Source organism: Serratia sp. HNCC26DJ206 (genome assembly GCF_057180605.1).
This window is the reverse complement of sequence record NZ_JBXUGP010000001.1, coordinates 116,770-140,989: the sequence shown is the minus strand read 5'-3', so window position 1 is coordinate 140,989 and position 24,220 is coordinate 116,770. Positions and strand designations below refer to the sequence as shown.

Genomic DNA, 24,220 nt, shown 5'->3' with positions numbered 1-24,220 from the left:
TATGTTCCTGATTGATCTCTATCGTCCGGTCGCGATTACCGGCTTATGTCTGTTGATCTCAGCCCCCACTCTGGCAGCACAGAATCCTGCCGGGGGGATCAGCCTGAACCAGACGCGGGTGATCTTTTCATCCACCGATAAAGCGCAGACCTTGGCGGTGAAGAACACCTCCAAGCAAAACTATCTGATCCAAAGCCGGGTACAACAGGCACCTGACGATAGCACTGCCGCGCCTTTTATCGTGACGCCGCCGATGTTTTCACTGCAACCCGACAACCAGCAATTGCTGCGGATTATTCCGCAGGGCGCTTCCCTGCCCGCCGATCGCGAGTCGCTGTTTTACCTTACCGTGATCGCCATACCCGCTTCCAGCAAAGAGATCCCCTCAGCACGGGTGTCCATGGGGGTGCGTTTTGTTATCAAGCTGTTTTATCGCCCGGCCGATCTCAAAATGACACCGGCCAGTACCACTTGCAGCCTGCGGTTCAGCCCCGGTGTTAACGGCGTGCGTATCGAGAACCCGACGCCCTACTTCCAGACGTTGGGTCACCTGAAATTCAACGGTAAGCCGGTCAATCTCGACGTCCAGCCATCAATGCTGGCTCCGATGAGTACACAGAATTACACAGCTCAAGGGCAAGTTACACAGGCCGAATGGCAGACCGTGACTGATTATGGTGGCTTATCCACCCCGTGCCAACAGACCCTCTCCTCGCTATAGGAAACATCATAATGAACGCTTTACTTCGTTGGCATTTTATCGGCTGGGCCTTGTGCTTGCTCTCGATCGCTACTGGCACGGCACACGCCCAGGCTGCTTCTGCTACGCCTCAAGGGATCTCCTTTCAGGTGCTGCGCGTGATTTATCTTGAGAGCGATAAGAAAGGGGTCACCCTGACGGCTAGCAACAGCAACCCTTACCCCTATCTGATGCAGTCCTGGATCCAGCCTGTCGACACCGCCACCGGCAATGTGGCCGAGGGACAGCATCCGGCTATGCCGTTTATTGTCACCCCACCGCTTGCGCGCCTCGAAGCCAATAGCGATCTGACGCTGCGTATTCGCCGTAATGGCGAGGCGTTACCGGCCGATCGTGAATCCGTCTTCTTTATCTCGATGAAGGCCATCCCCGCTCAAGCGGCACCGGAGCAGCGCACGGAAGATAAGCAAATGGTATTGACGGTCACCAACAATATGAAGGTGTTTTACCGCCCGGAAGGGTTGGCTAAGCGCGCCGTTGCCGACATGGCCCCCAAGCTGAAGTTCCGTCGTGACGGTAACCAGTTGGTTGCTGAAAACCCTACCCCCTATTGGCTGACATTCTCACACCTGAAGGTAGGAACAGCAGCGCTGGACAAAGCGCAATTACGCCTGATGGTTCCCCCCAAGGGCCAACAGCGTTACACCCTGCCAAGCACGGCCTCTGGCGACGTGACGTGGCAACTGATTGATGAAGACGGTTGGAATACCCCAGTCGAACAACGCCCTCTATGAGTTTTTTTGCAGTGACGTACGAACAATACCCTGACTTTCGTTATGGACGCGATAATTAATGACAACACGACATACTGATCTCACCTTGTTGCCCGTGCTGGCAGGAGCGACACTCTTGGTAAGTGGTAGCCCCGCCGTGGCCCAAGACTATTTTGACCCAGGGCTACTTTCCTTAGGGGGGACTAACGCTGCGGCTGTGGATCTGAGCACTTTTGGCACATCGGGGAAAACACCGCCAGGCACCTATACCGTCTCTTTGTTTATCAACCAGATAGACCAGGGGCAACACACCCTGGTATTCGAAGCGAATGCCCATGGTGATATTCAGCCACAACTCACGCCAGACTTCCTGCACAAGCTGGGGGTGAACACGCAGGTTTTGCCGACCTTTGCCGGGTTAGCATCAGAAAAACCTGTCGATGATCTTGCGGCATTGATTCCTGAGGCAAAAATCCAGTTTGACTTAGCCCAACTCCGCCTGGACATCAGCATCCCGCAGGTGGCGATGCAGCCCAACGCGCAAGGATCGGTTGATCCCGCCTTATGGGAGCATGGCGTGCCTGCGCTGTTATTCAACTATAACCTGAATGGCGGGCGCAACTGGCAAAGTGAACAGGAAGGTATGGGAAGCAACACCCAAACCAACCTGTTTGCCAACGTGCAAGGTGGTGCCAACTGGCAAGCCTGGCGCCTGCGCAGCAACATGACCTATTCACGCAATACCAATAGCCAGAGCAACGTGGCGGGGCCGACGACTCAGAGCACGCAATTTAGCAGCACTTACCTGCAGCGCGATATCCAGCCTTGGCGCTCGGAAATTCTGCTGGGGGAAAACAACACCGAAAGCGACGTGTTTGACAGCATCCCGTTTCGTGGGGTCAAGCTTAATTCCAATGACGACATGCTGCCCACCAGCCTGCGTGGCTTTGCGCCGATCATCAGCGGTATTGCGCAAACCAACGCACGCGTCACGGTGAGCCAGAACGGTAACGTCGTCTATCAGACCTATGTGGCTCCAGGGCCATTCCGTATCAATGACCTGTTCCAGACCGGCCAAGCGGGTGACTTGCTCCTCACCATTAACGAATCCGATGGCACCGTCCGCACCCAGACGCTGGCCTTCTCGTCGCTCCCGGTGATGCGGCGGCAAGGCAGCCTGAAGTATGAAGTGACGGCAGGCCGTTATAACGGAGGGATAACCCTCGACTCGCAACAGGCGGAGTTCGTCCTGGGCACCGCCATCTACGGCCTGCCCCATGATATCACCCTGTATGGCGGCACACTGCTGGCCAAGGATTACACCTCCGTCGTGGCTGGCAGCGGCTTCTCCCTGGGCAACTTTGGCGCATTGTCGGCAGACATCACGGCCTCTAACACCAAGTTGCACGGACAGGACGATTATCAGCAAGGGTATTCTTACCGGCTGCGTTATGCCAAAAGTATGCTGAGTACCGGTACAGCCGTGGATCTGACCGCTTACCGCTACTCGACCCGCAACTATTACAGTTTCTCTGACTTCAACAACCAGGGTTTCCAACTCAGTGACGGCCAGGTGCCGTGGGCCTTGGAACGTCAGCGCTCCAATTTCCAGGTGCGACTCAGTCAACAACTGGATTCATGGGGCTCACTGTATTTGTCCGCCTCTCGTAACGATTTCTGGGGCAATGACAAAGTGCTGAATACGGTGTCGGCGGGTTACAACGGCAGCTACCGTGGCGTGAGCTACGGCCTGGCCTACAGCATTGACCGGTTGAAGGGGGATGGCAGTTGGCCAGAGAACCGGCAGCTGTCGCTGAACATGCAGGTGCCATTGAATATGTTCACCGCATCACCTGCCGTGCGTAACGCCTATGCCAGTTACCAGATGACCCACGACAATCATGGGCAGGTCCAGCAGCAGACCGGGATTAATGGCAGCGCGCTCGATAGCCGCCTCTCCTATAGCGTGATGCAGGGCTGGTCCAACGGGCAAGGCAATAATAGCAGCACGCTGAATACCGGCTATCAAGGCAGCAAAGGCTCAGCCGGCATGGGCTATAGCTACAACAGCCGGGATCGCTCGCTGAACATGAGCGGCAACGGCGGGATCGTTGTGCATCCAGAAGGGGTGACATTCAGCCAGATGCTGGGTAATTCCGTTGCTGTCGTCAGCGCTCCGGGGGCCAAAGGCACCAGCGTGATGAACGGCGACATCCGTACCGACAGCCGCGGCTATGCGGTAGTGCCCTACCTGTCGAGTTATCAGCTCAACAGCGTCGGCCTGAACCCGGCCACCTTGCCGGACGATGTCGATGTGACGCAATCGAGCCTGAACGTGTATCCAACCAAGGGCGCAGTAGTAATGGCCAACTTTGCCACACAGGTAGGTTATCAGGTGCTGATGACGCTGCAGTTGGCTGGCAACATCCCGGTGCCGTTCGGGGCGCTGGTGGCCGTAGAAAACACGGCGGCCAACAAACCGAATACCGGCATTGTCGGCGAAGCGGGCCAGGTATACCTGAGCGGCCTGCCGGAACAAGGAAAACTCAAGGTGACATGGGGTAAAGAGGCAAACCAACAATGCCAAACCTCTTTCAACCTGAAAAACGCTGCGGCGCCATCAGCCAATAATCCGATACATATGCTGACCGTAGCCTGCCAGGGGCAATAACCCCCCGAAGGCTGCCAGAATCACGATAAAAAAAGGAATATGACAAATATGAAAAACCTGCAAACACTGCCATTAATTCAGAAGAGCAATCATCACCGAGGTACTCTGCGCCTATTGACGGCGTTGACATTATTATTGGTGTCTGTCCCCTCGTCCAAAGCCATCGATATCATCACTATCGGCAAAGGAAGCGGCATTGTTTGGGAGGGATACCCCTTTAGTGCAAATATGTCAGGTACTATCGGTAATGCCAGGTTGAACAATATATATGGCATGGGCGCAATATCTAACAGCCCAAACGTCTGCATGGATGTTGCGAAACTTGAAGAAATTGGGGGTTATATGGCATTCCCGATCGCTCCAGGGGTCGGGCTGATCCCCAGGGCGACCGTAAGCGCGAGCTACCTTGTTGCCCCTTCCAGCACTCGGGAAACGCTAACCGGTACGATAGGATTACCCCGCACAGAAGGGAGAACCAGTTCAGGGGCTTTCATCACGAATCCAACGATAAATTCTACCTCTGGATCCAGGCAGTGGTGTTTGCCTCCACGGCCGGACAATGTGGCTAATTTTTATCCCGTCAACTCTCTACGAACTGTGCAAATCACAGGCTCTTGGGCAATGGTGGCTAATGGCAGACAAAGCAGCCAGCAAGTCACCATTCCAGCCATGTATGCCGCAAGTCTTCAAGCAGGCTCTGCTGCCGCAGATCGTTCTCAACAGATTTTACCCAGCGCGATCACTCTGCGTATCTCTACTCTGATCTGCACCGTGGCTACCACCACCAATATCAACTTTGGTGGCGTGCAGCGTAATAGCCAAGCGGGGAGTGAGCTGGCACGCCTGACTTATCCAATGATGGTGTCCTGTTCGCAGGATTCGGACCGGATTGACGCCAATATCAACGTCCAGTTCCGTGCTGGCAGCGGCCTGTATTCAGCCACCCCAACCCGGTTGGCGCTGACACAGGGTGGCGGCTATATCACCGGGGAAATCAACAATGGCGTTACTGGCAGCGGTGATTGCAACGGCACCACCGGTATTCCGTTTGATAATACCCAGCTTAAAGTGGGCAATATCGCCAGCAGCGAATCGACAAAAGTGATTAATAATCAGGTTACCTGGCGTTTGTGCTCAGGGGGTGCCAGCCTGCCGCTGGGGCCTGTTGATGCCTCAACGGATATGCTGGTCACGTTTAACTAAACCCACACGTCAATACTCAGGCGCTGCCGCCATGCAGCGCCTTTCTCATTCTGCAACTTGCAGTATCACGCATATCTCTCTAAACCACGGATCGGTTTTATTTTCTGGTACCGCGGCATTGCTGCAGTTGGCCAGTTGCAGTTGCTGCAACCCTTTTTTGGCCTCGCGCTGGCAGGGTTGGTATTACATGAAAGCGTTCAGCTTTCGATGATCGCCGTTATGGCCGGTGTATTGGTATGCGTCTTTGGAGCGAAAAAGTTTTCCTGATCGCCAGAGTTGAGCGCCAGCGCGAAATACGGCGCTGGCGCTGTTTATTCGAAGACCACTCGATAATTCGAACCGTTGTCCACCGTCAATCTAATTATTTAGGGATAAAAACGCGTTATTCACCTAATGCTAGCGGCGGCGGCATTTTAGGGAACGTCGGCACCCCTTCGTGCATCAGGTGCCAAGGCGCAGCAGACGCCACATACAGATGCAAGTCTGGCTTCAGATCCGCATTGTCGTCCAAAGCACCGAGTTTAACCGCGACAAGCGGTGCCTGAGTGAGCTTACTCCATAACGGCGTGCCACATTCAGGGCAAAAAGCACGCCTCACATCATTACCACTATCCCCTTTGCTGCAATAAACTTTGGCTTCCCCTCGAATGATTTCAAAAGAAACCTTAGGCGCAAGTGCAACGTAATTCGGGGTTCCACCCGATGCTTTCTGACAATCGGTACAATGACATACCCCCACCCCCACAAATGGCGCTGTGACCCTGAACCTGATTGCCCCGCAAGCACATCCACCAGTACGTTCTGTCATAACCTTCCTCCCATGTGTTTTATTTATACCTGTCATACTTCCCGTTGCAGGTGTATTAACCGCCACACAGTATTCTGCATTGCCTTACTGTCAGATTCTGACAGTAGTAAAGTAGGGTGAAAAATGAATCCCCCACTAACCACACCACATCAATTGCTCCCGCAGGCTGCGCGTCTCTTCCGGCAACCCTGCCAGCACGGTTTTATAGCGTGCTTCATTGGGATAACCGCGCATGGCTTGCAGCAGCAGGCGCAGCGCGCTGTCCCAGACGATCCCCTGCAAATCGCTGTACGGCCATAAGTCCGGTTCGGCGATAAATGGCACCAGATAGTCGATCCCTAACTTGACGCTTCTGCCATCGCGCATCTCGTTCCAGCGATCAAACTCGACGTGTTCCGCATAGCGGTTGAGCAGCAGATGCGCCTCCAGGTTAAACAAAGAGTAGTGGAACGGCACCGGGCGCTCCAACTCCATGGTCTGTTTGCCATCCTGATCGATCTGCGCCGCCATGCGCTGGGTGATACCCTGCTGGATGATCCGTGCCACCAGTCCTTTATCGCCATAAAACAGCGCGTTCACCGCACGCTGCGCGTCGTACCAGGTGCCGTGGTTGTTGTGCCATACGTATTCAGAGTGGCCGACCTCGCTGTGATACATCCAGTGGTTAAAATCACGGAACCACTGGTGCAGCCCGATAATATCGTCGGTATCCAGCACGTTCGCAGAAGTTATCAGGCCAATGGTGTCGATCACCATCCACATCAGGCGAGTGTCGATCAGCCCGGTGCCGCGCCCGGAGACAATGCCCGGTATCGCCTGACCATAGTTCAGGTGCGGGTTCATCAAAGTATCGGCATGGAGAAACCAGCAGCGGATCTGTTCGGCCGCCGCCAGCGCATATTTGCGCTGATCGGTGAAATACCAGGCCAGCCCGAGCGTCAGACAGCGCTCGCACATGCGGATCACCCGCGTGGTATCGGTATCATTATTCTGGCACTGCGGATTGGTATGTCCGTCGCGCCGGATATAGGGCAAGCCGTTGGGCCGCCGCGGGTTCGGCCACCAGTAGGTTCCCAGGCTGTAATAGTCATGGGGATCGCCACTCACCGGCCGCAGCTTCTTATTGACGACCGTTTCCAGCGGCTGGCGGCGTAGCGTTTCTGCTTCGCTGACCAACCGGGTCAGCGCTACCTGCAACGGTGAAAAAGGCTGCTGTAACCGGTGCCGGGCATTTTCCAGGCAAGCGACATCCAGCGTATATAACTTCATCCGTCCCTCGCTCTTATGCTGCATGGTAAGGTACGCGTTGCCCACTCTCGGCATCAAAAATATGAATACCCGCCAGTTTGGGCTGCAACCACACCGTTTCCCCTTCCTGCACCTCAAGGCGCTGTTTGAACACCGAGGTAAAGGCTCCGCCGCCGGTATTGCAGAACAGTTGCATATCCGAACCGGTATTTTCGATCGCGGTAATGGTGGCTTGCAGCGCGCCACTTTGCTCGTTTTCATTCACCACATTGACCTGTTCCGGGCGAATGGCGTAAACCACTTGCTGCCCCGCCCGCACCTGTAGGCCAACCGGCAGGCGCAGCCGCGAATCATCCGCCAAGCGCAGCAGGGTTTCATCGCCCTGTATCACAATTTCCCCTTTCAACTGGTTGATTTCCGGCGAACCGATAAACCCGGCAACGAACAGATTAGCCGGGCGATCGTACAGCTCCAGCGGGCTGCCGACCTGTTCAATCCGCCCGTCGCGCAGCACCACAATCATCTGCCCCATGGTCATGGCCTCGATCTGATCGTGGGTCACATAGACTGAAGTGGTTTTCAGGCGGCGATGCAGCTCGCGAATTTCGCCGCGCACCTGGGTACGCAGTTTGGCATCCAGGTTAGAAAGCGGTTCGTCGAACAAAAATACCTGTGGGTTACGTACTATCGCTCTTCCCATCGCCACCCGCTGACGCTGGCCACCGGAAAGATCTTTCGGCAGGCGATCGAGCAGCACGCCAAGCCCGAGCAGCTCTGCCGCCGCATCCACCTTGCGGTTGATTTCCGCTTTCGGCAGCTTGGCCATCTTCAGCGCAAAGCCCATATTTTCCCGCACCGACATTTGCGGGTAGAGCGCATAACTCTGGAACACCATCGCAATGTCGCGCAGTTTAGGTTCTACGTCGGTGACATCTTTTTCATTGATCGCCACCTGCCCGCCGGTGATCTCCTCCAGCCCGGCAATCATGCGCAGCAGCGTCGATTTGCCGCAGCCGCTAGGGCCGACCAGTACGCAGAACTCACCGTCTGGGATGGTCAGAGAGACATCTTTAATGACATGCGTATCGCCATACGATTTACAGACATTGCTCAATACAACGGATCCCATGTGTCGCTCCTTATCCTTTCACTGCGCCGGACATAATCCCGCGGTTGAAATGTTTTTGCAGGCCGAGATAAACGATGATGCTGGGCAGCATCGCCAATAACGTGATGGCAATAAAGATGTTCGGGGTGATGCTTTCGTCGGTGCGCAGGGTGCTGAGGATCACCGGGATGGTGTTCAGGCTGTCCTGATTCACCACAATCAGCGGCAACAGATACTGGTCCCAAATCATGATAAAGCCGAAGGTGACCACGGTGCCTAACGCCGGTTTCACCAGCGGCAGGATCACGTGGAAGAAAATCTGCCATTCGTTGGCGCCGTCGATGCGCGCCGCCTCCTCCAGCTCTTTCGGGATGGCAGCCATAAATTCGCTCAACACGAAAATAGAGAAGGCCCACCCCACCACCGGCATAATCATCCCGAGGTAGCTGTTATACAGCGAGGCATCGATCACCGGCAGCCGCCAATTGATGATCATATACAGCGGGATGGCGATCACCTCTTCCGGCAGCATCATGGTGGAGAGGATCACCAGGCTGACCAAGGATACGCCGATAAACTTTTTGCGGGCCAGCGCATAGGCTGCCAGTGCGCTAACGGAAACCTGCAAAATGGTGCCGAAAAAGACCACCACCATCGAGTTCAGCAGATATTGCCAAACGCCGATCTCTTGCCAGGCAAAGATAAAGTTTTGCAGCGAGAAGGCGTTCGGCCACGGCAACAGTTCACCCGGTTTGACCGGCGCGGCGCTGAACGCGGTGGCGACAATGCCCCAGAACGGGCCAACGAACACCACCAACAACAGCGCATAGATCATCCAGCGGCCAATGGCATCCCAACGTTTACTCAGCATAATGGGCTCCTTAATAGCGGGTGATGTGCTTTTTCAGCGTGAGATGGCACAGGGTCAGCAGCACGGTGAAGGCAAACAGCAGGAACGACACCGCCGAAGCATAACCGTAGTCAAACTGCTCAAAACCGAGCTTGTAGATGTGCGTCATGATCATTTCGGTGGAATTGGAAGGCCCGCCGCCGGTGGTGGCATACACCTCGGCAAACACGCGGAAACCCCGGATGAAAGACAGCATCAGCACCACGGAAAGCGCCGGGATCATACCGGGCAGCGTCACATAGCGCAGGCGGTTCCACCAACTGGCCCCGTCAACGTTGGCCGCGTCATACAGGTCACGGCTGATCCCGGCCAACCCGGCGATAAAAATCACCATGTTGTAAGGCACCGCTTTCCAGATGTGCAGCAGCATGATCACCCACAGTGCCTGATCGGAACTCGCCAGGAAGCCCTGATCGGCAATGCCGAACCAGCTCAGCACCTGGTTGATCACGCCGTTTGGCGTCGGGTTGAACAAAATGCGCCACATTTCGGCGACGATCGCCGCGCTGGTCACCGCGGGCAGAAAAATGGCGGTGCGGATAAAACGCAGGTGGCGCGCCGGGCCTTCCAGCAGCATTGCCAGGAAAAAGGCCAATACCGCCGCGACCACCATGGTCACGATCACATACAGGAAGGTATTGAACACCGCCGAATGCAGGTCGGTATCTGCAAAGGCGCGGGCAAAGTTGGCAAACCCTACCCACTCGTTCGCTTGATTAAAGTTCACCTTGTAAAAGCTCATCACCAAGCCTTGCAGCATCGGGATAAATTTAAACCAGGTGAAAATGATCAGGGCCGGGGCCAGGAAGATCCACGGCACTAGATTCCGTTTCTGGCGGGAAGTCAGCATGGTTATCATCGCTCTCAAGGAGTTAACAAGGCACCGCACTGGGCGTAATGCAGGTTAGTTAAGCAAGAAACCGCATAATCATGCAGCAGATGCTAAAGGTGCAGCCCCCTCTCCCTGTGGGAGAGGGCCGGGGTGAGGGGCTTGTAGTACAGTGATCTTCCCCTCACCCTAACCCTCTCCCCGAAGGAGAGGGAACTGGTTAGCCTTAACTGACAAACATTACCCCTCTGGGCGCCGTTTAGGGCATTACTTCGCCAGCACGCTCTGCTTTTCCAGTTCGGCGTTGACTTTGCCGTTGGTGGCTTGCAATTCAGCGGCAATATCACCGTTGCAGTCCGCCAGAATACGGTTAAAGCCTTCGGCGGTGATCTGGCGGATTGGCGTCCAGTTTGGCACCTGCGGCACATAGCGGCCCTGTTCGGCATACAGAGTGGCGAAGGTGGCCCAGCGCGGATCGCTGTAAACTGCCTGGGTATCCACCAGCTTGTTCACCGGCAAACGCACCACCGGGATATTGCTGCTGCCTTTACCCATGCCGATCTCTTGCCCTTCCTGGGAGATCATAAACTCGATGAACTTGCGGGCCGCCTCTTTCTTTTGGCTGCTCTTCATCAGGAACACCGTGGTGCCTTCTGCCAGCGTGGCCTGGTTTTTCGGCCCTTGTAAGGTGACCACTTCGAAGGTGTCTTTGCCCGGATCTTTATCAAACAGCGCAATATGATAAGGCCCGCTGAAGAACATGCCGCTCTGGCTGGAGCGGAAAGACGGGATCACGTCTGCCGTGGTGGCGTTAATCGCCCCTGGCTGCACCACTTTGTCGCACAGCATGCCGCGCATAAACTGCAATGTTTCCACCGCTGCCGGTTCACTCAGCGCGGCTTTAAACTTGCCCGGCGTTGATTCACGAATGAAATCGCCACCGGCCTGCCAGAGAAACGCACTCATAAACCAACTGGCGTAACCGCGGGTGGTGGAAGCGGGCAGAATGAAGCCGTAGGTATCGGCTTTACCGTTGCCATCGGGATCTTGCGTGGTGAAGGCTTTTGCCAGTTTTGCCACATCTTCCCAGGTTTTGGGCTGCGGCATTCCCAGTTTCTCGCGCCAGTCTTTACGCACAAACAGCGCAAAGGTCTGAGCGGAGGTCGGTACTCCGTAGTATTTGCCGTCGGTATAACGGGTGCTTTGCCAAGCGAGCGGATAAATATTGTCGTGCCCGGCAATGCTTTTTGGTTCGATCTCATCGGCGATGCCAAGTTGGATAAACTGCCCAATCGCTACCGCATCGTTAAAAATCAGATCCGGCAAGGCATTCCCCGCCGCAGCTCGCGCCAAGCGCTGTTCAAAGTCGGTGGTGGCGTTGAAGTACTCAATTTTTATGCCGGTTTTTTTCTCAAAGGTTTCCGCTTCTTTCTTGTAGATGTTTTTTGAGTCGTTGCTGGCCCGGATCCAGATATTGAGCGTTTCTTCGGCATAAGCTTGAGCAGTGCCCAAGCCGAGTACGGATAACAATAATAAGGATTTAATTTTTGTCGCAGACATTTTTATTCACATCCTTTTGTAAGAGGTTTGATTATCACGAAAATGGAGTGAACCAGATTAATTATATTTTAAAGAAGTACTGAGCCATTAAATAGAATGCCATTTTGAAACACAATGCCATAAAATAGAAATCATGTTTCAAAATTGAAAAACTTGCCATTGATCACATCAAGAAGTGACTAAAAAAGTGACAAATTTAATTATTTATTTAAAATCAATGTATTATAAAAATCACACTTTCTGTTAAAAAATAAAAGAATGTTGATAAACCTTATTTACCGTGATGGATAGCTCATTTTTTAGGGCTATTTTTAATCTCAGCATTAAATTTGAAGTTCATCACAAAAAAAGCCACCCGATCTCTTACACTGCGCCATCACCACTATGAAACATTATTTCACTTTCATTTCATTCGGGAATAAATAACGTCAAAAAAGCATTAATTAATATTTTCTAACCTCATGGTTAGCGGGTATTTATCGCCCAGAAATTAATAAAAATATCCTCTGGTAAATGGAGAAAATTATGCGACCAATAAAAATGGCTTTATTGTCCCGCGGATCTTGGCTGGCACTGGCCGTTGCTGCTGTGCTGCACGTTAACGCCACCCACGCCGCAGATGCCCATCCGCTGATCCTCAAGCTGGACGATTTACAGTACAGCCAGCAACAACTGGCAGCGCAAAATCCAGCGTTTGTCGGTGCCTATAACGCACTCATCGTCAAAGCAGATAAAGCTCTTGGCAAACCAGCGTATTCGGTCATGGATAAAAGCCTGACCGCCGCCAGCGGCGACAAGCATGACTACTACAGCTTTCCGCCCTATTGGTGGCCGGATCCGAGCAAGAAAGACGGACTGCCTTATGTGCGCAAAGACGGCGAAACCAACCCCGCCGCCAACAGCGATGCCACCGATAAAAAACGCCTGAACAGCATGAGTGATGACGTCTGGACGCTGGCGCTCGCCTGGCAGTTCAGCCAAAAGCCGGCCTACGCCGAAAAAGCGCGCGATCAGCTCGTCAACTGGTTTATCAACCCACAAACCCGCATGAACCCGAACCTGCAATATGCCCAGGCGATCCCTGGGATTAACGACGGGCGCGGTATCGGGTTGATCGACAGCCGGGCCTTAGTTGACGTGATCGACGCGGTCGAACTGCTGCGTCCGGCCAAGGTGCTCAGTGAGGACGATTACCAGAAAATCAAACAGTGGTACGGCGATTTCTACCAGTGGATGACCACCAGCCAGAACGGTTTTGAAGAGGACAACTGGCATAACAACCACGGTACCTATTTCGACTTACAGGCCGCGTCATTTGCCCTGTTCAGCGGCAATCTTCCCGAGGCGAAAAAACGCCTGCAAATCACCCAACTGCGGCGTATTGCTTCCCATTTTGATCTCGAAGGCCGCCAGATGGCGGAACTTGAGCGCACTCGTCCGTGGCATTACAGCAACTTCCATCTGGAAGCCTACAACAAACTGGGGCGCTTAGGCGAAGTGGCTGGCGTCGACGTGTGGAATTTCGCCCTGGACGATCATAGCCTGCGTAAAGGCTACGGCTACATTGCCGGATTTGTTAACAGCGATACGCCATGGCCGTGGAAAGACATCGACAAAATGGATAGCAAAAAAGCCTTGGTCAATATGGTGAGTGCTGCCCGCGCCTGGCCCGATGACAAACAGTTCAGCGAAAAGGCCCAATGGCTGATGGCGACTTATCCTGATGAAATCACGACGCTTATCACCCCATTAAAACACTGATGCTCGGGAATAGGGATTAACAGCGATGAAGCAGTTCACCACGCAACAACTTATTCTCTTGAGGAAGCGAGCAGCCCAGCAGCCGCAGGTGATTGAGCACGTGAAAGCGCAAAACGCCGTGGTGCTCAATAGCCCGGTTCAAGTACCGGAAACCGCCGTGGCCACCTGGAATCTGTACTATTTTTGCCCGGATCACGGCGTGCGGTTGGTGTGGGAACGCGATTGCGCCACCCGCCATCGCTGCCCGGTGGATGACCACCTGTTTAGCGGTGAACCCTATAACGGCGCCTGGTGGCGCGAGATGAACGGCCTGAATGCCAAAGCCTGCCATCAGTTGGGGTTGCTGTGGCAACTGACCGGCGAAGCGCAATATCGGGATAAAGTCACGGCAATCCTGACCGCCTACGCGACGTTCTACCCCGATTACCAGGTACACGGCAATATTCCTTACAACGGGCCGGGCAAAATGAACGCGCAAACCCTGTGCGAAGCCAACTGCCTGCTCGATTTTGCGCTGGGTTATGACTACATCGCCGAAGCGCTAACGCCGCAGCAGCGCGACGACATCACAAACCGCCTGCTGCGCTGCGGAGCGGAGTTTCTGATGGCCCACCGCACGCCGCAGTTGCACAACCATGAAGTGAAGATCGGCAGCGCTATCGGCGTGCTGGGGTTTATTCTGCAAGATGAAGCGTTGCTGGAGTTTGCCGTCAATCAACCCTATGGCCTGCGCTATCAGCTTGAACATGGGCTGTTTGACGAAGGGTTATGGTTTGAAGGTTCGATCCACTACCACTTCTACGCGCTACAGGGTTTTCTGGCGTTTGAAAAGCTGGCCAAGGGCAGCCGCTGGAGCCTGCTGGATACCCCTTTCTACCGCAAAATGCTCAGCTTCCCGCTGCAACTGCTGATGCCGGACGGCAACTTCCCGCGTATTAACGACTGTATTTATGGCCAGGAAAGGCTCGATCACAGCGATGTCTACGAGTTTGCCTGGTCTTGCTACCGGGATAACGCTTACGCGGCGGCGCTACAGGCGATGTATCGTGATACGCCACGCGCCAATATCGATGCATTGCTGTACGGCACCGATCTGCCTTCTCAACCGTTGGAGGTGATCCCGCAGCAACATCTGCATGCGCCGAGCTGCGGGATCACCATCTGGCGTAACCCCGCCAAGCGCCGGGCGCTGCTGGTGAAGCACACGCCCTACGGCGGCGAGCATGACCATTACGATCGGCTGAGCCTGATTCTGTTCAATCAGGGTAAAGAGATCTTGCCCGATCTCGGCACCACCGGCTATGGCGCGCGAATGCACTATGCCTACTACAAAAACAGCGCCACCCATAACACGCTGACGGTGAATCAAACCAATCAACCTCCGGCGGTGCCGCAGGTGCTCCATTATCACCAAGATGCGGCGTTTTGCTGGCTGGATGCGGAAGTGGACTGGCAAAAAGCCCCACCGATGCTGGACAGCCATACCCGGGTGGAATGGGATAGCCAGGCCTATCGCGATATCCGTTTTCGCCGCCGCCTGCTGTGGCTGGAGGGGGCGTTAATCGATATCAGCAGCATAGAAAACCCGCATCAGCAGCAGTTGGACTGGACGCTGCATCTGCCGGGTAAAGCGCTGGACGCCACCGGCAATGCGGCCACTTTCAGCCAGCATGGGCCGCTGGCGGTGATGCACGATGCGCGGGTGACGCCGCTGATCAATAGCCAGCCACGCCATTTTGCGGTTTCGCGTGAGGGGCAAGCACTGTGGCTGCATGGAGATGCCATGCTGTGGCAAGGCGCTGCCCCCGCTAACCCGGCAGTGGCCGATTTAAGCTATCTGACGCTGCGCAGCCATCAGCCACGGGCAGAGTTTATTTGCGTGTGGGATTTTGATAATAAACAGCCGATAACCGACATGCAGGTGAAGCGGGATGGCAGCGGCCTACGCATTCAGATACGGCGCGGTGAGTTCACCCTGGTCGTCGAAGTGAATGACGATGCCGAACAACTACCGCAGATGCACACACGGTAAGATTGTTTTGGCTATACATAACGCCGGTATCTCTGTAACAATCAAAATTGTATGCAAGGGGATCAATAACATGACAACGGGCATTGTGATCGCCGCCGCCGGGCGAGGTGAACGCTTCACCCAGGCCGGTGGCACTGGGAATAAACTCAACGCTGCTCTGCATGGCAGCACGGTGTTTGAACTGACGCTGCGGCAGGCGCTGGCGTCCGGCCTGCCGGTGCAGGTGGTGACCCGGCCAGAAAACCTGCCGGTACAGCACGCCTGTGCCGCGCATCAGGTGCCGGTCACGCTGCTGGCGAGCGGTGGGCTGGGGGAATCTATCGCTGCGGGAGTTGCCGCAACCTCAGATTGGGATGGCTGGCTGATTCATCTGGCGGATATGCCCTTCGTCACGCCAGCGGTATTTCTGCAAGTGGCGAGCGCGTTGCAGCAGCACAGCATCGTTCGTCCTGTCTGCCAACAGCGGCCGGGCCATCCGGTGGGTTTTTCCGCCGCCTGGCGCAGCGCATTGTGCTGCCTGAATGGCGATCGCGGTGCCCGTGAACTCCTCAGCCGCGAACCGGTTTACCTGCTGCCTATCGATCAGCCTGGCATCGTGCAGGATATCGATCTGCCGTCACAGTTACCGCCTAGCTCGTAAGTTGATGCGGTTATCAACCTGATAATCCCCTTATCAGATTGATAAATTATCGCCGTATAGCCTGCTCCTTTGCCCATCAGAACCGCCCTGATTCTGCCAAAAACCAGTATCAACTCACGAAATTTACATTATCCCCGCGAATCAACCGATTATGGCCTGTAAGTTGCTGTTACCCCTCTAGCGATTTTTTCTATCATCAGGGGGCCAATATGGCTTTAGGAGTGTCGCTTAAACGCGTTGATGCAGAAGCTAAAGTCACCGGTCGGGCCCGCTACACTGACGATCTCAGCATGCCCGGCATGCGCTATGCCAAGTATGTCCGCAGCCCGATCGCACACGGCCTGGTTACACGTATTGATACCCAGAAAGCTCTGCAATTGCCGGGCGTAGAAGCCATCTTCACCTATCAGGATGTACCGCAGCAGTGCTTCCCGACCGCAGGCCATGCCTGGTCGCTGGATGCCAATAAGCTCGACGTTGCGGATAAGCAACTGCTGACCGGCCATGTGCGCCACCACGGTGATGGCGTGGCAATTGTGGTCGCCTGCGATCCGCTGACGGCAGAAAAAGCCGCCCTGCTGGTCGAGGTTGAATATCAGGAACTGCCGGTGATGACCACCGCCGCAACTGCGCTGGCGGCCGATGCTCCGTTGCTGCACAGTGGCACCAGCAACCTGCTGAAGCAGCACGCGCTAAAAGGTGGCGATCCTGATGCGGTATTGGCTGCGGCAGAGGTATTGGTTGCTGGTCATTACCGAACGCAGGTGGTGCAGCATTGCCACCTGGAAGGGGTGATCTCTTACGCCTATATGGATCAGATGAAGCGGATAGTGATCGTCTCCAGCACCCAAATCCCCCATATTGTACGCCGCGTGGTCGGCCAGGCGCTGAGCATGCCGTGGTCAGCCATCCGGGTGATTAAACCTTATATCGGCGGCGGTTTTGGCAACAAGCAGGATGTGCTGGAAGAACCGATGTGCGCGTTTCTGACCTGGAAACTCGGCGGCATACCGGTCAAAGTCGAACTAAGCCGCGAGGAGTGCTTTTTAGCCTCCCGCACCCGGCATTCGTTTGCGGTCAACGGCAAGCTGGGCGTGAGCCGCGATGGCATCCTACAAGCCTACAGCCTGGATGTGCTGTCCAACACCGGGGCTTACGCTTCCCATGGCCATTCGATCGCCGCCGCCGGGGCCAATAAAATCGCTTATTTATACCCGCGCATCGCCCTCGGTTACCAGGCCACTACCTATTACTCCAACCTACCCAACGCCGGGGCGATGCGCGGCTATGGCGCTCCACAGGTGACCTTTGCCCTGGAGTGCATGATCGACGAGGCTGCCGCCCAGTTAGGCATGGATCCTCTCGAGTTGCGGATTAAAAACGTTGCCCGCCAAGGGGATACCAATCCGCTGAATCATAAACCAATCCACAGCGCCGGTATTATTGAATGCCTGCTGAAAGGCCGCGAACTGTTTGAATGGGATGCACGCCGCGCCGCCTGCCTGAATCAAACCGGGCCGATCCGCCGCGGCGTTGGCGTGGCTTGCCTGAGCTATGCTTCCAACACTTATCCGGTGGGCGTGGAGATCGCCAGCGCCCGCCTGCTGATGAATCAGGATGGCACTATCAATATGCAGATTGGTGCCACGGAAATTGGCCAAGGCTCCGATACGGTGTTCGCCCAAATGGCAGCAGAAACCGTCGGCGTGCCCTTCTCGTCCATTTATGTTATCTCCACGCAAGACACCGATATCACCGCCTACGATCCCGGTGCCTTCGCTTCGCGGCAAAGTTACGTTACCGCCCCGGCCATTCGCCAAGCCGCTAGTGAACTGCGCGCCAAAATCATCCGGCATGCGGCCACTATGTGCGGCCAGCCCGAGTGGGCACTGGATGTCGTTAATGGCGAAGTAGTGTTTAAAGCTCAGCCGGAAAAGGTGCTGTTCTCGGTGCAACAGGTTTCCATGAGCGCTCATTACGATCAGGAGATCGGCGGGCAACTGATGGCCGAAGTTTCCTGTAAGACCCGCAGCAACCCACCGGCTTTTGGCTGCACCTTTGTCGATCTCACCGTCGATATCCCGCTGTGCAAAGTCACTATCAACAAGATTATCAATCTGCATGACTCCGGCCAGATCCTTAACCCATTGCTGGCCGAGGGCCAGGTGCATGGCGGAATGGGCATGGGGATTGGCTGGACGCTGTTCGAAGAGATGATTATTGACGAGAAAAGCGGCATCGTGCGCAACCCTAACCTGCTGGATTACAAATTCCCGACCATTCTCGATCTGCCCGATCTGGACTGCGCATTTATTGAAACCTATGAACCGCAATCCGCCTACGGGCATAAGGCCTTGGGTGAACCGCCGCTGATTTCACCCGCCCCGGCGATTCGTAACGCCATCTGGCTGGCAACCGGCGTGAAGATAGATGAGCTACCGCTAACGCCAAAAACGCTGTACCGGCATTTCGCGCAAGCGGGCCTGATCGAGTAACAGGAGAACAGCATGTACGATATCGCGCACTATTATCGGGCAGTCAGCATAGGCGATGCTGTGCGGCAATTGGCGGCCGATCCGCAGGCCAAGCTGATTGCTGGCGGTACCGATGTGTTAATCCAATTGCATCATATGAACGACAAATATAGCCACCTGGTGGATATTCATGATTTGGCAGAATTGAACGGCATCAACCTGCTGCCGGATGGCACGCTACGCGTCGGCAGCGGTACTACCTTCAGCCAGATTATCGACTCCCCATTGGTTCAGCGTTACGTCCCCGTGCTGGCCGAAGCCGCCGCGACCATCGCCGGGCCGCAGGTGCGCAACCGAGCCACGCTGGGCGGCAATATCTGCAACGGAGCTACCAGTGCAGACTCGGCTTCACCTTGCGTAGTGATGGAGGCCGATTTGGAGATCGCTACCGTTACAGGGTTGCGCCGCACGCCGTTACTCGGGTTCCATACCGGCCCCGGCAAGGTGGCGCTGGAGCACAGTGAAGTGGTGGTGGCGTTTCTGTTCCAGCCACTGCATTACCAACACTATGGTGCCAGCTATTACAAATACGCCATGCGCGACGCAATGGATATCGCCACCATCGGTTGCGCTGCCGCCTGCAAAGTCGAAAATGGTCACTTCAGCGCGGTGAAAATCGCCTTTGGCGTTGCGGCCCCGACGCCGATCCGCGCACCCAATGCCGAAGCCGCCGCAATTGGCCGCCCGGTTAATGCGCAAACCCTCGCCGCCGTGCGTGAGGCGGTGATGCACGACGTGCTGCCGCGCTCGTCCTGGCGTGCCAGCAAAGAGTTCCGCATGCAAATCATCCGTACATTGGCAGAACGCGTTCTGGCCCAGGCGGCTCAACGCGCCGAAGGAGAGTTATCATGGTGATCAACTGCACGATCAACGGTCGCCGGTATCAGTTCACGGTGGATCCCCGCTGGTCGCTGATGGAGTTACTGCGCCAACAGGGGCTCAACAGCGTCAAGCAAGGGTGCAGCGTCGGTGAGTGCGGAGCCTGTACGGTGCTGATCGATGATATCGCCACCGACACCTGTATTTATCTGGCGGTTTGGGCCGACGGCAAAACGATTCGAACTGCTGAAGGTGAGGTGAAAAATGGCGAACTATCCGCCGTGCAGCAGGCATATGTGAATGCAGGGGCAGTGCAATGTGGGTTTTGTACGCCGGGATTGGTGATGACGAGCACTTCGATGGTGGAACGCTTTCGCGGCAAACGCCTTACCGAGCAGGAGATCCGCCGCGGTCTAGCCGGGAATTTATGCCGCTGCACCGGCTACACCGCGATCGTGAAAGCGGTTCAGCAGGCGCAGTTACTGGATGAAGAAATGCCTGGCTGATTTGTTGACTGAACTCATCGGCAGCGTCTGCGCAGTTTCATACCGCTGACGCTGCCACTACGGTTAATGGTGGATTTTCACCAAATCTTCTGCGGAAAGGCCGGTCAGTTCCATCACCAGAGTGCGATCAAGACCGTTAGCCAGCATGGAGCGGGCGATTTTCAAGGTAGCTTCACGCTCCCCCTCCTGCCGCCCCTCTATACGGCCTTCAATACGACCTTCCTGCCGACCTTTCTCAATGCCTTGTTGTTCGAGTTTCTGTGCAATGGTCATTAATACCTCCTCATGCTGTGGTGCACGTTTTGCCAATTCACGGATAAAGGCTCCCGGTACGGCCGTGTCTCCCACTTGCAGCACATAATTCATCAGTGATGCCAGTTGATCGTCGGTAGTGTATCCGGCCAACAACAATCTGACCAGTTGTTCCAGCAGTTCGCCCAGGTCACGTTGATGTACATGCTTTTGTAGCAGTTCCAAAATCGCCATGCGGCGGTGTTGCATGATGTCATCATCTGGAATGACGGTAACGTCAACCAGCGGGAAGTGACCAGCATAAAGCTGCCTGGCCAACTCGGGGTCACTGAACGCCTCCAGCCAACTCATGGAATAAGGGTAAGGTGTGACCCGCCCATGGTAAAACAGGATCGGAATAACCAGGGGCAGTTGGTCGTGACCGGCCGCCAGATGGCGCTGCATCGCCGCAATAGCATAACGTAGCAAACGGAATGCCATATGTCTGTCGGGGGAGCTTTGATGCTCGATCAAGGCGTAGACATAGCCATCCCCTTCTCCCGCTTTCAGCGAGTAGAGAACGTCAGAGTAATAGGCACGAAGATCGCGCTCGATAAAACTGCCGGACTCTAGCTTTAACGTGTTGAGATCACAACATCGCCGCAGCGCTGGCGGTAAATGCAATTCCAGAAAGTCGCGGGCGGTGTCTGGGTGGGTAAGAAACTGTTTGAATACCGCATCATGCAGAGAGGGTGTGGTGGTTTTTTTCATGTCGGTCATCCTGGACTTAACATGCCCTGAATTTACGACAGGCTGTTACATATTCACATTGTGACCACCAAGATTCCGGTACTGGCTCGCAAAGTCTCTTGAGCAGTAATGCAACAAGCGCAGTGACTGGATGAGGAAATGCCTGGCTGATTTGCTGACCGAACTCATCAGCAGCGTCTGCGCGGTTTCATACCGCTGACGCTGCCACTACGGTTAATGGTGGATTTTCGCCAGATCTTCTGTGGAAAGGCCGGTCAGTTCCATCACCAGAGTGCGATCAAGACCGTTAGCCAGCATGGAGCGGGCGATTTTCAAGGTAGCTTCACGCTCCCCCTCCTGCCGGCCCTCTATACGGCCTTTCTCAATGCCTTGTTGTTCAAGTTTCTGTGCAATGGTCATTAATACCTCCTCATGCTGTGGTGCACGTTTTGCCAATTCACGGATAAAGGCTCCTGGTACGGCCGTGTCTCCCACTTGCAGCACATAATTCATCAGCGATGCCAGTTGATCGTCGGTAGTGTATCCGGCCAACAACAATCTGACCAGTTGTTCCAGCAGTTCGCCCAGGTCACGTTGATGTACATGCTTTTGTAGCAGTTCCAGAATCGCCATGCGGCGATGTTGCATGATGTCATCATCTGGAATGACGGTAACGTCAACCAGCGGAAAATGGCCAGCATAAAGCTGCCTGGCCAACTCGGGGTCACTGAACGCCTCCAGCCAACTCATGGAATAAGGGTAAGGCGTGACCCGCCCATGGTAAAACAGGATCGGAATAACCAACGGCAATTGGTCGTGACCGGCCGCCAGATGGCGCTGCATTGCCGCAATGGCATAACGTAGCAAACGGAATGCCATATGCCTGTCGGGGGAGCTTTGATGCTCGATCAAGGCGTAGACATAGCCATCCCCTTCTCCCGCTTTCAGCGAGTAGAGAACATCAGAGTAATAGGCACGAAGATCGCGCTCGATAAAACTGCCGGACTCTAGCTTTAACGTGTTGAGATCACAACATCGCCGCAGCGCTGGCGGTAAATGCAATTCCAGAAAGTCGCGGGCGGTGTCTGGGTGGGTAAGAAACTGTTTGAATACCGCATCATGCAGAGAGGGTGTGGTGGTTTTTTTCATGTCGGTCATCCTGGACTTAACATGCCCTGAATTTACGACAGGCTGTTACATATTCACATTGTGACCACCAAGATTCCGGTACTGGCTCGCAAAGTCTCTTGAGCAGTAATGCAACAAGCGCAGTGACAGGGTGAGGAAATGCCTGGCTAATTTGCTGACTGAACTTCAATGGCTTCAACACCGGTGCTCACCTCACCAAAAAGAGGTTTGAGATGTTGTTATCAATATCATTGTAAAGGTTGCCCGGTGATAACAGATTCGGGGGTTGACGTTGAGCGCATCATAGCCTGCTGAGCAAGACACCGTTGCCAGGGGCAACCGGCCATGGAGGGCCGGTTGAGGCGATATGAACATGGACGTGAATTGAGCCGACCCGCCCGGCAATGGGAGCGCAGCGAAGGCACCCGCGTAGCGGGCAGGTCATGTTAAGCGTGGGCGCGGGTGCAGGGCCCCGCCTTGGGCCCTGCAATTGCCAATCACTGTCGTTTCATAGAATGACACTCTGTTTATGGCAATTCCCATAACACCTTGCATACATAGACCAAGCCGTTGTGAACAAGAACGACCACAGAGAAAAAACTCAATCAAATCGCCCATCCCCCGGCATAAAACGCCACCAGTGCCGCCGCGATAATCACCGTACCGATATTCAACTTACGCCACTCGTTCGAGCAGACGCGGCCAATCACCAGCGTGCTGAAACCCAGCATAATGCCGGTAACAATATTACAGGTCAGCACGATAAACACCGCGCACACCAAGCCGGACATCGCATCCACAAAGTCATCGAAATCCAGCTTGGCAACGTTGCTCAGCATCAGCAGGCCAACATACATGAGCGCTGGCGCAGTGGCGTAGCCAGGCACCAGGTAAGATAGCGGTGACAAAAACAGCATCAGCAAGAACAACACGCCCACCACCGCTGCGGTGATGCCGGTTTTCCCCCCGGCCGCCGTTCCCGCAGCGGACTCAATGTAAACCGCCGCCGGTGAGGCGCCGACCAGCGCGGAGAACATGCTGCTCATCGAGTCAGCGGTTAGCGCCCGGCCTCCGTTGATGATCTGCCCATCTTCGTCCAATAGATTGGCCTGCCCGGCTACCGCGCGGATGGTGCCGGTGGCATCAAACACCGCCGTCATCACCAACGCCAGCACGCTCGGCAACACCAACGGGCTCAGCGCACCTTTGATATCCAGGCTGAAGATCAGCGACTGGCCGTCCGGCCCGCTCAGGCTCGGCAATGCAAATAGCCCCTGATATTTCACATTCGGATCAAAGATCAGCCCGACCACGGAAATGCCGACGATCACCAATAAAATCCCACCCGGCACGCGCAGCTTCTCCAAACCAAGGATCACCGCCAGCCCAAGCAGCGACATCATCACCGGGAAAGAAGCAAATGATCCCAGCGCTACTGGCAACCCCTCCAGCGGGTTTTTGATCACCATACCGACACCGTTGGCGGCAATCAGCAGCAGGAACAGACCGATGCCAATCCCGGTGCCATGGGCGATGCCCATCGGCAGGTTACGCAAAATCCACGAACGCACGCCGGTCACCGAAATGGCGGTAAACAGCAGCCCCATCAGGAAGATCGCCCCCAACGCTACCGGAACGCTGATATGCTGGCCCAGCACCAGGCTGAAAGCGGTAAACGCCGTCAAAGAAATGGCGCAACCGATGGCCATTGGCAGATTGGCCCACAGCCCCATCACCAATGAGCCGACACCGGCCACCAGGCAGGTGGCCACAAACACCGCCGCAGGCGGGAAACCGGCCTTGCCCAACATGCCGGGCACCACGATCACCGAATACACCATCGCCAGAAAGGTAGTCAGCCCTGCCAGCACCTCCTGCCGTATACTGCTGCCCCGCGCGGTAATGTTAAAATAGGCATCTATCGAACGGGTTGCTTTCTCTGACGTCACCTGCGAAAAATGATTAGACATTGCTATACCCTCTGAAGGTCTGCATTCGTTATCAGCTAC

19 protein-coding genes and 1 pseudogene are annotated in these 24,220 nt (G+C 55.1%); 11 read left to right on the top strand and 9 right to left on the bottom strand.

What is annotated here, in order from left to right; translation table 11 throughout:
• Position 1: 1 nt before the first annotated feature.
• The 5 genes and pseudogenes from AC2A1E_RS00615 to AC2A1E_RS00595 form a co-directional block, all read left to right on the top strand.
• Positions 2-721, top strand: a complete 720-nt coding sequence (locus AC2A1E_RS00615; protein WP_484382094.1) for a fimbrial biogenesis chaperone — start codon at positions 2-4, stop codon at positions 719-721.
• An 11-nt stretch (positions 722-732) separates the two neighbouring features.
• Positions 733-1,494: a fimbrial biogenesis chaperone gene (locus tag AC2A1E_RS00610; protein WP_484382093.1), complete on the top strand. Its 762-nt coding sequence runs from the start codon at positions 733-735 to the stop codon at positions 1,492-1,494.
• Positions 1,495-1,552: 58 nt separating this feature from the next.
• Positions 1,553-4,144 (top strand): fimbria/pilus outer membrane usher protein, encoded by a 2,592-nt coding sequence (locus tag AC2A1E_RS00605; protein WP_484382092.1) that lies wholly within the window; start codon positions 1,553-1,555, stop codon positions 4,142-4,144.
• A 621-nt stretch (positions 4,145-4,765) separates the two neighbouring features.
• Positions 4,766-5,347 (top strand): adhesin, encoded by a 582-nt coding sequence (locus AC2A1E_RS00600; RefSeq protein ID WP_484382091.1) that lies wholly within the window; start codon positions 4,766-4,768, stop codon positions 5,345-5,347.
• A gap of 90 nt (positions 5,348-5,437) precedes the next feature.
• Positions 5,438-5,614: pseudogene (locus AC2A1E_RS00595) on the top strand (EamA/RhaT family transporter); the annotation flags it as partial.
• Positions 5,615-5,729: 115 nt separating this feature from the next.
• Here AC2A1E_RS00595 and AC2A1E_RS00590 read toward each other — a convergent pair.
• From AC2A1E_RS00590 to AC2A1E_RS00565, 6 genes are all read right to left on the bottom strand, one after another.
• The gene (locus tag AC2A1E_RS00590) at positions 5,730-6,155 is read right to left on the bottom strand and encodes a GFA family protein (protein WP_484382090.1); all 426 of its coding nucleotides are present in this window, start codon (positions 6,153-6,155) and stop codon (positions 5,730-5,732) included.
• A 135-nt stretch (positions 6,156-6,290) separates the two neighbouring features.
• Positions 6,291-7,424, bottom strand: a complete 1,134-nt coding sequence (locus AC2A1E_RS00585; protein WP_484382089.1) for an alginate lyase family protein — start codon at positions 7,422-7,424, stop codon at positions 6,291-6,293.
• A 13-nt stretch (positions 7,425-7,437) separates the two neighbouring features.
• Entirely contained in the window at positions 7,438-8,532 is a 1,095-nt protein-coding gene (locus AC2A1E_RS00580) for an ABC transporter ATP-binding protein (protein ID WP_459398953.1), read from the bottom strand.
• A 10-nt stretch (positions 8,533-8,542) separates the two neighbouring features.
• Positions 8,543-9,382: a carbohydrate ABC transporter permease gene (locus AC2A1E_RS00575; RefSeq protein WP_484382088.1), complete on the bottom strand. Its 840-nt coding sequence runs from the start codon at positions 9,380-9,382 to the stop codon at positions 8,543-8,545.
• 10 nt (positions 9,383-9,392) lie between these two features.
• Complete coding sequence (locus AC2A1E_RS00570; protein ID WP_484382087.1) at positions 9,393-10,280, bottom strand: carbohydrate ABC transporter permease; 888 nt, start codon at positions 10,278-10,280, stop codon at positions 9,393-9,395.
• A 237-nt stretch (positions 10,281-10,517) separates the two neighbouring features.
• Positions 10,518-11,810 (bottom strand): ABC transporter substrate-binding protein, encoded by a 1,293-nt coding sequence (locus AC2A1E_RS00565; protein WP_484382086.1) that lies wholly within the window; start codon positions 11,808-11,810, stop codon positions 10,518-10,520.
• Positions 11,811-12,335: 525 nt separating this feature from the next.
• On the opposite strand from AC2A1E_RS00565, the gene AC2A1E_RS00560 reads away from it, so the two are divergent.
• The 6 genes from AC2A1E_RS00560 to xdhC all read left to right on the top strand — a co-directional run bounded on the left by AC2A1E_RS00560 (position 12,336) and on the right by xdhC (position 20,102).
• Positions 12,336-13,571, top strand: a complete 1,236-nt coding sequence (locus AC2A1E_RS00560; RefSeq protein ID WP_484382085.1) for an alginate lyase family protein — start codon at positions 12,336-12,338, stop codon at positions 13,569-13,571.
• 25 nt (positions 13,572-13,596) lie between these two features.
• Positions 13,597-15,603 (top strand): heparinase II/III domain-containing protein, encoded by a 2,007-nt coding sequence (locus tag AC2A1E_RS00555; RefSeq protein ID WP_484382084.1) that lies wholly within the window; start codon positions 13,597-13,599, stop codon positions 15,601-15,603.
• Positions 15,604-15,673: 70 nt separating this feature from the next.
• A complete protein-coding gene (locus AC2A1E_RS00550) occupies positions 15,674-16,243 on the top strand; it encodes a nucleotidyltransferase family protein (RefSeq protein ID WP_484382083.1) in 570 nt (189 codons plus the stop codon).
• Positions 16,244-16,452: 209 nt separating this feature from the next.
• Complete coding sequence (gene xdhA, locus AC2A1E_RS00545; RefSeq protein ID WP_484382082.1) at positions 16,453-18,738, top strand: xanthine dehydrogenase molybdenum-binding subunit XdhA; 2,286 nt, start codon at positions 16,453-16,455, stop codon at positions 18,736-18,738.
• A gap of 12 nt (positions 18,739-18,750) precedes the next feature.
• Positions 18,751-19,632 carry a xanthine dehydrogenase FAD-binding subunit XdhB gene (xdhB, locus tag AC2A1E_RS00540; RefSeq protein ID WP_484382081.1) on the top strand — a complete coding sequence of 294 codons (882 nt, stop codon included), beginning with the start codon at positions 18,751-18,753 and terminating at the stop codon, positions 19,630-19,632.
• Positions 19,626-20,102 (top strand): xanthine dehydrogenase iron sulfur-binding subunit XdhC, encoded by a 477-nt coding sequence (xdhC, locus tag AC2A1E_RS00535; RefSeq protein WP_484382080.1) that lies wholly within the window; start codon positions 19,626-19,628, stop codon positions 20,100-20,102. The genes xdhB and xdhC overlap by 7 nt, the downstream gene beginning before the upstream one ends.
• 63 nt (positions 20,103-20,165) lie before the next feature.
• On the opposite strand, the gene AC2A1E_RS00530 is transcribed toward xdhC, so the two are convergent.
• The 3 genes from AC2A1E_RS00530 to AC2A1E_RS00520 all read right to left on the bottom strand — a co-directional run bounded on the left by AC2A1E_RS00530 (position 20,166) and on the right by AC2A1E_RS00520 (position 24,181).
• Positions 20,166-21,104, bottom strand: coding sequence for an Rpn family recombination-promoting nuclease/putative transposase (locus tag AC2A1E_RS00530; RefSeq protein WP_484382079.1), 939 nt, complete (start codon positions 21,102-21,104; stop codon positions 20,166-20,168).
• A 213-nt stretch (positions 21,105-21,317) separates the two neighbouring features.
• Positions 21,318-22,232 carry an Rpn family recombination-promoting nuclease/putative transposase gene (locus AC2A1E_RS00525; protein WP_484382078.1) on the bottom strand — a complete coding sequence of 305 codons (915 nt, stop codon included), beginning with the start codon at positions 22,230-22,232 and terminating at the stop codon, positions 21,318-21,320.
• Positions 22,233-22,816: 584 nt separating this feature from the next.
• Complete coding sequence (locus AC2A1E_RS00520; RefSeq protein WP_484382077.1) at positions 22,817-24,181, bottom strand: NCS2 family permease; 1,365 nt, start codon at positions 24,179-24,181, stop codon at positions 22,817-22,819.
• Between the last annotated feature and the right edge of the window lie 39 nt (positions 24,182-24,220).

Bases quoted from the DNA above. Each gene is read 5' to 3' on its own strand.
- AC2A1E_RS00525 (WP_484382078.1), bottom strand. From the start codon at position 22,232: ATGAAAAAAACCACCACACCCTCTCTGCATGATGCGGTATTCAAACAG.
- AC2A1E_RS00565 (WP_484382086.1), bottom strand. From the start codon at position 11,810: ATGTCTGCGACAAAAATTAAATCCTTATTATTGTTATCCGTACTCGGC.
- AC2A1E_RS00610 (WP_484382093.1), top strand. From the start codon at position 733: ATGAACGCTTTACTTCGTTGGCATTTTATCGGCTGGGCCTTGTGCTTG.
- AC2A1E_RS00615 (WP_484382094.1), top strand. From the start codon at position 2: ATGTTCCTGATTGATCTCTATCGTCCGGTCGCGATTACCGGCTTATGT.
- AC2A1E_RS00550 (WP_484382083.1), top strand. From the start codon at position 15,674: ATGACAACGGGCATTGTGATCGCCGCCGCCGGGCGAGGTGAACGCTTC.
- AC2A1E_RS00580 (WP_459398953.1), bottom strand. From the start codon at position 8,532: ATGGGATCCGTTGTATTGAGCAATGTCTGTAAATCGTATGGCGATACG.
- AC2A1E_RS00555 (WP_484382084.1), top strand. From the start codon at position 13,597: ATGAAGCAGTTCACCACGCAACAACTTATTCTCTTGAGGAAGCGAGCA.
- AC2A1E_RS00605 (WP_484382092.1), top strand. From the start codon at position 1,553: ATGACAACACGACATACTGATCTCACCTTGTTGCCCGTGCTGGCAGGA.
- xdhB (WP_484382081.1), top strand. From the start codon at position 18,751: ATGTACGATATCGCGCACTATTATCGGGCAGTCAGCATAGGCGATGCT.
- AC2A1E_RS00560 (WP_484382085.1), top strand. From the start codon at position 12,336: ATGCGACCAATAAAAATGGCTTTATTGTCCCGCGGATCTTGGCTGGCA.
- AC2A1E_RS00585 (WP_484382089.1), bottom strand. From the start codon at position 7,424: ATGAAGTTATATACGCTGGATGTCGCTTGCCTGGAAAATGCCCGGCAC.
- AC2A1E_RS00530 (WP_484382079.1), bottom strand. From the start codon at position 21,104: ATGAAAAAAACCACCACACCCTCTCTGCATGATGCGGTATTCAAACAG.
- AC2A1E_RS00520 (WP_484382077.1), bottom strand. From the start codon at position 24,181: ATGTCTAATCATTTTTCGCAGGTGACGTCAGAGAAAGCAACCCGTTCG.
- AC2A1E_RS00600 (WP_484382091.1), top strand. From the start codon at position 4,766: ATGGTGGCTAATGGCAGACAAAGCAGCCAGCAAGTCACCATTCCAGCC.
- xdhC (WP_484382080.1), top strand. From the start codon at position 19,626: ATGGTGATCAACTGCACGATCAACGGTCGCCGGTATCAGTTCACGGTG.
- AC2A1E_RS00575 (WP_484382088.1), bottom strand. From the start codon at position 9,382: ATGCTGAGTAAACGTTGGGATGCCATTGGCCGCTGGATGATCTATGCG.
- AC2A1E_RS00570 (WP_484382087.1), bottom strand. From the start codon at position 10,280: ATGATAACCATGCTGACTTCCCGCCAGAAACGGAATCTAGTGCCGTGG.
- AC2A1E_RS00590 (WP_484382090.1), bottom strand. From the start codon at position 6,155: ATGACAGAACGTACTGGTGGATGTGCTTGCGGGGCAATCAGGTTCAGG.
- xdhA (WP_484382082.1), top strand. From the start codon at position 16,453: ATGGCTTTAGGAGTGTCGCTTAAACGCGTTGATGCAGAAGCTAAAGTC.